This is a genomic window from Pseudescherichia sp. AS216 (assembly GCF_037152055.1).
Lineage (GTDB): Bacteria > Pseudomonadota > Gammaproteobacteria > Enterobacterales > Enterobacteriaceae > Pseudescherichia.
Genome location: NZ_JBBCMV010000001.1, coordinates 1,114,354 through 1,120,944 on the forward strand (window position 1 = coordinate 1,114,354; position 6,591 = coordinate 1,120,944).

The window sequence follows — 6,591 nt, forward strand, 5'->3', positions numbered from 1 at the left end:
GCTTTAAGGTGGTAGTTTGAAAAACATCAACTCTTTGATTTTTCTAGTTTTAGAAAGTGCTTTTAGCTTGCCTGCTATAGCAGAAGTTAACTTCGCTGGCCAATGGCATGGAGAAAACAAAGAACTATCAATGTTAGATTTATCATTGAGACAAAAAGATAACACATTAACCGGAACCTATTGTTATATCGCCCAAGCCGGTAATCGTATTGATTGTCCGCCAGATGATGAAATAAACATTCATGGCATAGTCAGAAATGGCAAGGCTGAAGTCGTGTTTAATTCGTCATTCGGGGGTAAAAACGGTCATGCGGCGCTTGAACTCAATGGAGAACAGATGAAGTGGCAGCTTACAAAACCACCGGTCCGTGGCGATTACTACGCCCCTTTGAATTACGTTCTCACCCGGCAGCCCCCTGCTACCTCTTCGGTCACACGAGAATTTTCTACAATGAAATTCACTGTTATGATTACCAGTCACTGCGGTGATTTCAACGCTCCGTGTAATGACGTGTCTTATTTGGGTGTGCGTAAAAGTGATAACAGCGTAATGACACTCAAAGGTAAGACGCTGCAAAGCTCAGCAGGTGAGGTGGTAGGTGCAGAGTTTGTTAATGGCAACGTTAGTTACAAAGTTGACTATAAACCGGTGAAATTAACCGTCAGTGAAGGGGGGAGAGTGCTGGTAAACCAGGCAGGTCAGTGGGTGAACTTGATATGGTGTCCTGATTCAAGCAGTATTGACTCCAGCGCAACGTGATATTATAGACGGCCTATAATGATTAACCTTACAGATTAAAAGAGAACTATAATGAAAAACAGCATCGGCTTAAGGAAGCATACCCCGATGATTACTAGTTAAATAAATCTTTATGAGGTGCAGTTGATAATGAAGATAACAGGGGCTAGTTCTTACATTGTTCTAGATATAGGCGGCAGAAAGATTAAAGTGCAAGGGGAAAGGGTGGCTGGAGGTTTTGTCGCAGAAAAAAAGACAATGCAGCGTTTTGAATATCCTTATGAACACATTATCCTAACCGAGGATGTGAAGAAAATGTACATAGATGAGGTAATAAATAAAACATCAAATTCGCATATGGTTATACAATTTATCTGATAAGATTGAGGTGCTTGATGAATAAAGAAAGTTATACGGCGCTTGATTATATCAACGATGCTATCCATGTGGTTAGCCTACGAATTTCAAGTAAGCCAGATTTTTCATTATACTCGTTAGCCAAAGCGCAGTTAGAGTATATCAAGGGCATTTTGATTGGTTCCGAAAGCGACAAAAGTAAGTTACATTCTTTAAACCTCGGTGCACTAGCATCTAAAGAGTTTGATACTACCGATGAAGAGCTTGCCGGGCATCTCTCTAATGCAAATTACATAGCTTCACAAATGGCACAGGGCTTAAAGGTTATCCTGCCCCACGAGCAAGATACGGAGTACCTTAAAAGACAAAAGCGATACAAAAAATTCAACTCCCAGTAGTCTTTCAAAAATTCCTTATTAAAAGGCAGGTGATGTTTACATTAAAATATAAAACCCAGGGCATGGCAGGATTGCTGTTCTTGCTTTCAAGCGCTTCGCTTTGCGCTGAAACGGTCTACCACTATGAGCCTGAAACCGTTACGATCGTCGGTAAAGTTGTTGAAAAGCAGTTTGCCGGGCCGCCTGGCTATGGCGAAAACGCCAGCGATAAAAAGGTGACGGTTCCGGTTGTCCTCCTGGCAGAACCGGTTAGCGTGTTACCATCGGCAGGTACAGATGATGACGATCCTGACAACCAACCTGAACAGAAGGTCAAGTCGATGCAGTTGTTTTAATACCAGGGTCCGGTAACGGTTCGCGGATGCGCAAAGCTGGAGGGGAGTCTGATGCATCAGGTATCGGCCGATCATTACACCAAGGTATTATTAATTGTCAAAAATGGTCGAAAAATAGCAAGCTGCCAATAACATTAAGCACAGGCTTAAACTGTGCGGTTTACGTTGAATGGTGGAATTTAAAGGACACGCAGTGTGAGAAAAGCTAAAAACGCATTTAATTATCTTTTTCTGTTTTCAATGGTCTTCTGTCTGCCCAACGTTGCGATCGCAGGCCAGGCTACACAGCCCATCGAGGCACCTTCGAGTAATACCTTAACCAAAAGTGATTTTTCTGTAATCATAAATAATCATTCCGTCACATTGGGTGACCGGTGGGACAATAACCTTGCCCGTGAGACAGCAATAGAAGATGCCGGAAACTTTGTGGGTGAGGTTCCATTTGATGGTACAAACTATAAATTTTATCAGCATAAAAAGCCTGGTGTAGAACTCTATAGTGCTAATCTTTGGTGGGATAAGGCCGAAAGAAGCGTCGATGATTACATTGTCGCCCAGATTACCGTAACGGCACCAGATATTGCTACCCCTCGAGGAATCCATGTTGGCGCAAGCGTTGATGATTTGCGAAAATTATATGGTACGGGGCAAGCTCAACATGATGATGGGGAAGAGTGGATCTCGTACGCGGTTGGAGCGAAAGTGCTTTCTTTTCAAATCAAAAATAATAAAGTCCTAAAAATAACAATGAATTATGATAATGATTCAGAGTGATTGTGTCGTCTCAGCATGATTCTCACGCGGCGTGTAAAAAATTATAACGAAGGAGGTTGGGTGAAAACTATCCTGGGGTTCAAAATAGGCTTAGCCATCGCTCTATTGCCCTGCACAGGAATGGCAGAGGAAAGAGGGCAGCCGCAAAATATTTGGCAGTTTATTCCAGCTGCAAGCTCGGCTATAAAAAGCCTATCTATTGACAATTTGGATAGCTCATTATTGACATTCAGATTATCTAACGAAAATGAGTATATAAATTTTTATACGGCTGAGCCTGTCAAGCTTGCGGATGGCCTGCTAATTTCTACCATTGAATTACGCTTAAGTAAAAATCGTCCAGCTATACCGCCTCTCTTTGTTTTTTCTCCTTCAAATCAATGCATTACGCCTGCGATCGTTAAAGAGCATTATCATGATTTAAGCATGACAGACTATCCTCGTGGGCGCTCGGAAAATGAGGTTACCAGCTTAAGTACGCCTGCGGATATCAATGGGCAAAAAATCAGTTTCAGCTTTACGGTAAAAGATCCTGATTGTCTGGCCAGGGTGGTGATTGCAGGTGATTAAAAGCAGTAATGCGTTGCCATTAAAGGTGGGTAGAAATGCAACCCCGGACTGATAGAATAAATCAGTTCAAAAACGCATGGAAGGTGTAGTTATGTTTAAGAAGTATGCTCTGCTCCCGCTCTTCTCAACTTTACTGTTTATGCCGCTGGCGGCATTAAGCTCAATCGATCTCACAATATATAGTCAGCTTCAACAGGTATCAGCTTCCTTGAGTGATAAAGAGATCCAGTCTCAACTCCAGCACACGCTAGGTGAGGACTATAACGCCTTTATCGAAAATTTTGACGTTTTTGGTGAGCCTCATCAGACGCCGGACGGCGGGCTTTTTGTCGAGGGTTGGCTGAACGATCTCTATCTTGAAAATGCCTCCGCTTTCGTTATTTACCCGAATGGTAAAGTCTATGCTGGATGGGTCACGCCAGATGCGCAAATCCTTCATTACAAAACGAATGATGATGAGCTTCATAATGTTCATCCTGCTATCAATGAGTGGGCTGCACGCTTCAAAGGTATGAGCTTCACTCTGGCAGAGGACAAGCGCGGAAAGGGATCTGAAGTGGACTATTTTACTTCAGACAAGTTTGTCATCAAAATTACCACACAGTGTCAACCCGATGGCCAGTGTAACGATGCGACCTATTATGGCAAGCGCAAAAAAGATGGTGCGGAGTTAACTCTTACCGGTAAGGCATCAAGGGCGAGGTGCGATTCCGCTTCATGTCCAATTATCATCTATGAGTTCAAGAACGGGCAGGTGGCCTATATGCTGAGTAAAGTTGATGATAGCCTGACCGTTATCAGCAATAATAAGATCATTCTCAACGAAAAGGGCATTTGGTCAAAAGAGATAAAGGCAAATGCTGAAAGCAATTTTACCGGTCGTTGGGAGGGGGAAGATGTAGGGCAATCTACGTTGAATTTATCATTAAATCAGACGGGGAATGTCTTGACCGGAACCTATTGCTATATCACGCAAGCCGGAAATCGCATTGACTGCCCCGGGGATGAAGAGAATAACATTCATGGTTTAGTCAAGAATGGGAAGGCAGAGATCAAATTTGATTCCTCATTTGGGGGTAAGAATGGCCGCGCGACACTTGAGCTTGATGGAGTGAAAATGAAGTGGCATCTTATTAAAGCGCCAGTGAACGGGAATTATTACGCGCCAGATAAATATGTTTTAACTCGGCAGTTTCAGGCGGGAAAGTCCTAACCTCTCATAAAGCTTATTAATAAAAGCATCGATATTAGCCCCCCAGTAATGGCACAAACCATTTAGGGGGTGAATGAATAATAAAAAGCGATAGCATTTTAAGGCAAAACGCGGGGAAACTCAGCGGGTAAAGTACAGGTGCATTTTTTATCAATTGAAGCGTTTATTGAAACGCTAACCGTTTGTTATTAACTGTTGTAGTAATAAGCGTCTCGCTCTGACATGCCCGGCATTAAATAAGACGGATTTTATTATTAGCGCAGGAGCAAAACCAAATTATGAAATACACCTTTCAGGAAGGGACGTTTTCCCTTTTTCCTGCCGCATGGCGGGACACCAGCATGACTGTTCTTTGCGATGACGAAAGCGGTTTATCCGTGGTGGTCAGCCGGGGCACTATTCCTGAAGGCAGCGATGCCGAAAAAGAGTTTCACCGGCAGTGGGATGTGCTGCGTACGCAAATGGAAGAGATTACCCAGAGTGACTTTCAGCGCGTAACCGCAGGGGCGGATAGTAATATCCCTGCGACAGAAGTCGAAAACACATTTGAGCGTAGCGGGCAGCGCCTGTGGCAGCGGCAGCTCGCCGTCCAGGTGCCGGATAAACCCGTCCTGATGATTTTTACCCTCTCTGCGCTGCGTCCGTTCACTGACGAAGATGGCGAGCGCTGGGACGCCCTGAAACAGACTCTGACGCTGAATAGCACCCGGACGTCTGAATCATGAGCGACAACCACGCGGCCCGTCAGGGCGATGAGATTATTCACTCCGCCGTCTTCGCCGATATCACCGGCATTATGGCAGAGGGCGTGGCGTATGCCGTCGCCGGCTCGGCCGTCGCAGCCGCCGCCACCGTGGCCGCCCCGCTGCTGGGTACCGGCGCGGCGGCCGCAGGGGTGGCGGCCATCGGCTCCGGCTGCGTGTTAAGCGGCATCATCGGCGGCGTCCTGGCGAACCTGGCCGGTGTCACGGACGACATCACGCAGGCGGCGGCGGGGCTGGGGGACAGGCTCTTTCCGCCGTCGCCGGCGGGTAACATCGTTACCGGCTCGCCGGATGTGATTATCAACGGCCTGCCGGCGGCCCGGGCGGCGGGCTGGCTCACCCCGGCGGATATGCCCGGGCCGGAGCCGCAGTCCCCGGACAGCTTCGCCGATTACGGCGGGATGCTGCTCGCTGCCGCCGGGCAGACGGGCAGGGAGATGTGGCAGCCCACCGTGGCCTCCGCCGACCCGGGCACCACGCCGCGGGAAGAGGACCGGGTGCTGTGTGACAGACATGCAGGCCCCCGGTATCTGGCGGAGGGGTCTGACAGCGTGTTTATCAACGGCCAGCCCGCGGTGCGCACCGGGGACCGCACCACCTGCGGCGGCACCGTGTCGGGGGCGTCGCCGGATGTGATTATCGGCGGCGGAACGCTGCGGGTGCGGGATATTAAAAGCGGTAAGGTGCCGGGGCTGACCCTGGCGATGGTGGCCCTGTCGCTCATCCGCGGTCGCCCCGGCACCATGCTGAAAAACATGCCCTGTGCGCTGGCGGCGGCCGGGGGCGGCATGCTGGCAGATATGGCCGTTAACGCGCTCTTCGCCTCCCCGCACCCGGTACATGCCGCCACCGGGGTGAAGGTGCTCAATGACGGGCATGAACTCGACTTCTCCCTGCCGGGGTGTTTCCCCCTGCGCTGGCAGCGCAGCTACAACAGCCTGAACACCCGCGAAGGGCTGTTTGGTCAGGGCTGGGCCACCGCCTATGACAGCTGTCTCATGCTGCATGAAAACGAGGTGACCTGGCGGGATGAGACCGGGCGTGAGCTGCGCTTTACCCTCCCTGCGGTCGACCAGGCGCTGTACAGCATCAGCGAAGGGGTGATGGTCCGCCGCAATGCACACGGCGACGTGGCGATTGCGGATGAGGACGGGGCCGTCTGGCGGCTGTTTAAGCCTGTGCGCACTGACCCCGGCCTGCTCCGGCTGGCCTCGCTCAGCGATGAGTACGGCAACGCCCTGGAAACGGAGTGGGATGCACAGGGCCGCCTGGTCAGTCTCCATGACGAACCCCGGGCCATCGACGTCACGCTGCACTATGAGGATGAGCACTTCCCGCAGCGGGTCACCGCCGCCACCCACTCCGGCGGGGATAAAACGTGGCCGCTGATGCGCTGGCGCTACGACGCGCGCGGACAGCTGGCTGCTGCCACCGACGCCGC

9 protein-coding genes are annotated in these 6,591 nt (G+C 49.6%); all 9 read left to right on the forward strand.

Annotated features, from left to right (window positions below):
• The first annotated feature begins 16 nt into the window (after positions 1–16).
• Positions 17–760: a hypothetical protein gene (locus WFN61_RS05450; protein ID WP_337038062.1), complete on the forward strand. Its 744-nt coding sequence runs from the start codon at positions 17–19 to the stop codon at positions 758–760.
• A gap of 129 nt (positions 761–889) precedes the next feature.
• Positions 890–1,117, forward strand: a complete 228-nt coding sequence (locus WFN61_RS05455) for an Imm74 family immunity protein (RefSeq protein WP_238084628.1) — start codon at positions 890–892, stop codon at positions 1,115–1,117.
• A 17-nt stretch (positions 1,118–1,134) separates the two neighbouring features.
• Positions 1,135–1,494, forward strand: a complete 360-nt coding sequence (locus tag WFN61_RS05460) for an immunity protein Tsi6 family protein (protein ID WP_312928088.1) — start codon at positions 1,135–1,137, stop codon at positions 1,492–1,494.
• Positions 1,495–1,526: 32 nt separating this feature from the next.
• Positions 1,527–1,829 (forward strand): hypothetical protein, encoded by a 303-nt coding sequence (locus tag WFN61_RS05465; protein ID WP_337038065.1) that lies wholly within the window; start codon positions 1,527–1,529, stop codon positions 1,827–1,829.
• A gap of 195 nt (positions 1,830–2,024) precedes the next feature.
• Positions 2,025–2,603: a hypothetical protein gene (locus WFN61_RS05470; protein ID WP_312928090.1), complete on the forward strand. Its 579-nt coding sequence runs from the start codon at positions 2,025–2,027 to the stop codon at positions 2,601–2,603.
• A gap of 60 nt (positions 2,604–2,663) precedes the next feature.
• Entirely contained in the window at positions 2,664–3,173 is a 510-nt protein-coding gene (locus tag WFN61_RS05475; RefSeq protein WP_337038069.1) for a hypothetical protein, read from the forward strand.
• 91 nt (positions 3,174–3,264) lie between these two features.
• Positions 3,265–4,386: a hypothetical protein gene (locus tag WFN61_RS05480; RefSeq protein ID WP_337038070.1), complete on the forward strand. Its 1,122-nt coding sequence runs from the start codon at positions 3,265–3,267 to the stop codon at positions 4,384–4,386.
• Between the two features lie 278 nt (positions 4,387–4,664).
• Complete coding sequence (locus WFN61_RS05485; protein ID WP_257757500.1) at positions 4,665–5,111, forward strand: DUF1795 domain-containing protein; 447 nt, start codon at positions 4,665–4,667, stop codon at positions 5,109–5,111.
• Positions 5,108–6,591, forward strand: a 1,484-nt coding sequence (locus WFN61_RS05490) for a DUF6531 domain-containing protein (RefSeq protein WP_337038072.1), incomplete at its 3' end; no start/stop codon positions are given. The genes WFN61_RS05485 and WFN61_RS05490, both read left to right, overlap by 4 nt.

What these genes read in the sequence shown, in the direction of transcription:
- WFN61_RS05460 (WP_312928088.1), top strand. Translation starts at nt 1,135, where the DNA reads ATGAATAAAGAAAGTTATACGGCGCTTGATTATATCAACGATGCTATC.
- WFN61_RS05485 (WP_257757500.1), top strand. Translation starts at nt 4,665, where the DNA reads ATGAAATACACCTTTCAGGAAGGGACGTTTTCCCTTTTTCCTGCCGCA.
- WFN61_RS05465 (WP_337038065.1), top strand. Translation starts at nt 1,527, where the DNA reads ATGTTTACATTAAAATATAAAACCCAGGGCATGGCAGGATTGCTGTTC.
- WFN61_RS05455 (WP_238084628.1), top strand. Translation starts at nt 890, where the DNA reads ATGAAGATAACAGGGGCTAGTTCTTACATTGTTCTAGATATAGGCGGC.
- WFN61_RS05480 (WP_337038070.1), top strand. Translation starts at nt 3,265, where the DNA reads ATGTTTAAGAAGTATGCTCTGCTCCCGCTCTTCTCAACTTTACTGTTT.